A 4,008-nucleotide genomic window follows, 5' to 3' on the forward strand; every position below is an offset into this window, starting at 1 on the left:
CGCTCCCAAAGCGGACGCGCTACCAACCTGCGCCACACCCCGTCGACGTCACCAAGAGCCCGACGACCCCTCACGGGCCGTCGAGGGCGACGAGCTCTCGGCAAGTGTACGGGGTCGCCGTGGTAGAAATGCGCCACCGAGACGACCCGAGAGGCACTTCCGTGACGCATCCCGACACCCCACGGTCCACCGTGCACCGCAGGGTGCCCGAGGTCCGGCTGCCCGGCCAGGACCTGACGTCCGGGTTCCTCGTCTTCGGCACGGGACGGCTCGACGAGTCGTTCGCCCGGGGCGGCGCAGCCCATCTCGTCGAGCACCTCGTGATGCGCAGGCTCGGTCCCACGGACGTGGAGACCAACGCGACGACCGCTCCGCACCACCTGTCGTTCGAGGTGCACGGTGGACCCGACGTCGTGAAGGACGTCCTGGAGCGGATAGCCGTCGCGATCGGCTCGCTCGAGTCGCTCACGGACGAGGAGGTCCTGGCCGAGAAGCGGATCATCGACCACGAGCTGCGCTCCTGGAGCCCGCACCCGTCGCTGCTCGCGGTCCGCGAGCGCCTCGGCGTCCGGAGCGAGGGGCTGGGTGCGATCGACCCGCCGAGCCGCTGCTTCCTGACCGTGAGCGAGGTCCTGCGGTTCGCGCGGCAGCACCTGGTGCGGGAGAACGCCGTGCTCGTCCTCACCGGCCCGGCCCCCGACGACATCGACCTCACGCAGCTCCCGTCGGCGGAGCGCCCTGCGGCGCCGCGCGGTCCCGCCACGCTGCTGCCCCTCGTCACTCCCGGGTTCGTGCGGCGTCAGGGCACCCCGCTCAGCGTGTCGTTCCTCACCTCGCGGTCGGACCCGCGCCACGCGGTCGGCGTCAACGTCCTCGACGTCCTGCTGCACGAGCAGGTCCGCACCCGGGACCAGCTCGCCTACACGGCAGAGGTCGACACCCAGGACATCGACACGGACAGCACCCAGGTCTCGTTCACCTGCGACGCGATCGACGACGACGCAGCGCACGCCGCGCTCCTCGTGGTCCGCGTGCTGCGGCAGGTCGCCGCCGAGGGCGTTCCCGAGGACGTCCTCGAGCGGGGACGCCGTCGGGCGCTGGCCCTCCTCGACCACCCGGGCTGGGTGGTCGCCCGCGCCCACGAGGATGCCGCACGAGCGCTGCTCGGACGCACCGTCGTCCCGGTCGCCGAGGAACGAGCGCACGTCGCCGCGACCTCTGCGGCCGACGTGAGGGGATGGCTCGCGGACGCTCTTCCCACCCTGCTGGTCGTGCTCGCGGACGAGACCGACCAGCGGTTCGAACCCCAGCTCGCCTCGTTGGGCCTGGTTCTCGCGGACCCACCGCCCCCGCCGCTGCACGGCCGGACCTTTCGACCGAAGCCCTTCCGGGGCATACCGCGCGGAGCGAGGCTCGTGCTCTCGCAGGACGCGATCGGGGTCGTGGGTCCGGACCTGAGCGTCAACGTCCGGGACGAGGACCTCGTGGGGCTCGAGGACACCAGCGGCGGGTTCGTGGTCGTCGGTGTGGACGGCACGACGATCCCTGTGATCACCGGCGACTGGTGGGGTACGGGCAGCGCGCTCGCGAGCTATCTCGAACGGTCGCCCCACGCGCTGCGCATACCGGACTCCGCGACCTGTCCGTGCCCACGGACGGATCGGTGACCCGAGGACCGCCGGACATTTGCTAAGGTAGCGCCGCAGACCTCGCCACCGTGGCGGGCTCTTCTGCGCGGATGTAGCTCAATGGTAGAGCCTCAGTCTTCCAAACTGATCACGCGGGTTCGATTCCCGTCATCCGCTCCGCACCACGACGGCGGCCCTGGATCTCCAGGGCCGCCGTCGTCGTCTCGCGGCAGAGCCGCCTGCGACGCGCGGCTGCGGCCGGTCGCCTCCCGCCGTCACGCACAGGTGCCACCGGATCGACGGGCGGGACTCCCCCGACTTCACCCCCGGCAGGTCAGGTCGGGGATGAGACACCGTTGCAGCGCGGTGCACGGGCCGATAGCCTCGGGCCAGGCACCATGACTCCGCAGGGCACCACGCCGAACCACGGCGCGGGCCGCGACTGCGGGCAAGGACGACACAGGACGAGGAGAGCGATCATGACCACGCGTCACGCCGGCTCCTCCCCCGCGGTGAGCACTCCCGCGCGCGCCCTGTCCTGTTGTCCGGGCCCCACCTGTCGCTAGAGCGTCCCCTCCCCGGAGACGCTCCACCCGACGACAGGCCCAGTGGCGCGTCCCCTGCCCCGTCGCAGCCCCGTGCCACCCCAGGCAGCTCCCGCTGATCCCCCCTCGGCCCCGGCTCTCGCCGCAGGCCACCAACGATGAAGAGGAAGTCATGGCACGCATCTACGACGACGTCACGAAGCTCGTCGGCAACACGCCCCTCGTCCGCCTGAACAAGCTCACCGAGGGCGTCGGCGCCACGGTCGTGGGCAAGCTCGAGTTCTACAACCCCGCGAACTCGGTCAAGGACCGCATCGGCGTCGCGATCATCGACGCGGCCGAGGCCTCCGGTGAGCTCAAGCCGGGCGGCACCGTGGTCGAGGCGACCTCGGGCAACACGGGCATCGCCCTGGCCATGGTCGGCGCGGCCCGCGGCTACGACATCGTCCTGACGATGCCCGAGACCATGTCGAAGGAGCGCCGCGCGCTGCTGCGCGCGTTCGGCGCCGAGCTCATCCTCACGCCGGGCTCCGAGGGCATGAAGGGTGCGGTCAACAAGGCCGACGAGATCGTGGCCGAGCGCGAGGGCGCCATCCTGGCGCGCCAGTTCGCCAACGAGGCCAACCCGGCGATCCACCGCGCCACCACGGCCGAGGAGATCTGGGCCGACACCGACGGCGAGGTCGACATCGTGGTGGCCGGCATCGGCACCGGCGGCACCATCACCGGGGTCGGTCAGGTCCTCAAGGAGCGCAAGCCGAGCGTCCAGATCGTCGCGGTCGAGCCCGAGGAGTCCGCGATCCTCAACGGCGGCGCCCCCGGCCCGCACAAGATCCAGGGCATCGGCGCGAACTTCGTGCCCGAGATCCTCGACACGAGCGTCTACGACGAGGTCATCGACATCAACGCCGAGACCGCGGTCGAGTACGCGCGTCGTGCCGCCAAGGAGGAGGGCCTGCTCGTGGGCATCTCGTCCGGTGCTGCGATCGCCGCCGCCCTGCGTCTCGCCGAGCGTCCGGAGAACGCCGGCAAGCTGATCGTCGTGATCATCCCGTCGTTCGGTGAGCGCTACCTGACCTCCGTGCTGTACGCCGACCTGCTGGACTGATGAGACCTCCCAGTCCCCTGCGACGCTTCCTGAGAGTCCTCAGGGAGGACCTCGAGGCCGCTCGGCACCGCGATCCCGCGGCGCGGAACGGCTTCGAGGTCGCGCTCATCTACCCGGGCCTGCACGCCGTGTGGGCGTACCGGCTCACGCACCGCATGTGGCGCGAGCCGGCGCTTCGTCTGCCCGCTCGGATCATCGCCCAGGTCGCGCGCGCGGCGACCGGCGTGGAGATCCATCCGGGAGCCAAGATCGGGCGTCGCCTGTTCATCGACCACGGCATGGGTGTGGTCATCGGGGAGACGGCGGTCGTGGGGGACGACGTGCTGCTCTTCCACGGGTCGACCCTGGGCGGTCGCTCGATGAAGCGCGGCAAGCGGCACCCGACCCTGGGCGACCGGGTGGTCGTGGGAGCCGGGGCCAAGATCCTCGGTCCGGTCTGGGTCGGTGACGACGTCCAGGTCGGCGCCAACGCCGTGGTGGTCAAGGACGTGCCCGCAGGGTCGGTGGCCGTGGGGGTCCCTGCCCGCAACCGCGTCCCGCAGCCCGTCGCAGCACCTGCCGAGCCCGCCGAGGACCCGTCGCTGCTCATCGAGTACGTGATCTGACGGAAGGCGGCCACCCGGCCGACCACCGCTCCCGGTCACCGTCGACGTCGCTCTTCCGGCCCCGCTGCCCGCGTCCGTCGCGAGCACGGCGTACTTCGTGGTCGCCGAGGCGCTGGCCAACG

3 protein-coding genes and 1 tRNA gene are annotated in these 4,008 nt (G+C 71.5%); all 4 read left to right on the forward strand.

Annotation, left to right across the window (positions count from 1 at the left end):
• The first annotated feature begins 161 nt into the window (after positions 1 to 161).
• Positions 162 to 1,667: an insulinase family protein gene (locus ACFWFR_RS18015; RefSeq protein WP_377623960.1), complete on the forward strand. Its 1,506-nt coding sequence runs from the start codon at positions 162 to 164 to the stop codon at positions 1,665 to 1,667.
• A gap of 67 nt (positions 1,668 to 1,734) precedes the next feature.
• A tRNA-Gly gene (locus ACFWFR_RS18020) sits at positions 1,735 to 1,805 on the forward strand.
• Positions 1,806 to 2,345: 540 nt separating this feature from the next.
• A complete protein-coding gene (gene cysK, locus ACFWFR_RS18025) occupies positions 2,346 to 3,281 on the forward strand; it encodes a cysteine synthase A (RefSeq protein ID WP_191805263.1) in 936 nt (311 codons plus the stop codon).
• Complete coding sequence (epsC, locus tag ACFWFR_RS18030) at positions 3,281 to 3,886, forward strand: serine O-acetyltransferase EpsC (RefSeq protein WP_191805265.1); 606 nt, start codon at positions 3,281 to 3,283, stop codon at positions 3,884 to 3,886. The genes cysK and epsC overlap by 1 nt, the downstream gene beginning before the upstream one ends.
• Positions 3,887 to 4,008 lie beyond the last annotated feature (122 nt).

The sequence above is a fragment of the Oerskovia sp. NPDC060287 genome, from assembly GCF_042726775.1.
Lineage (GTDB): Bacteria > Actinomycetota > Actinomycetes > Actinomycetales > Cellulomonadaceae > Oerskovia > Oerskovia merdavium.

What these genes read in the sequence shown, in the direction of transcription:
- epsC (WP_191805265.1), top strand. Translation starts at nt 3,281, where the DNA reads ATGAGACCTCCCAGTCCCCTGCGACGCTTCCTGAGAGTCCTCAGGGAG.
- cysK (WP_191805263.1), top strand. Translation starts at nt 2,346, where the DNA reads ATGGCACGCATCTACGACGACGTCACGAAGCTCGTCGGCAACACGCCC.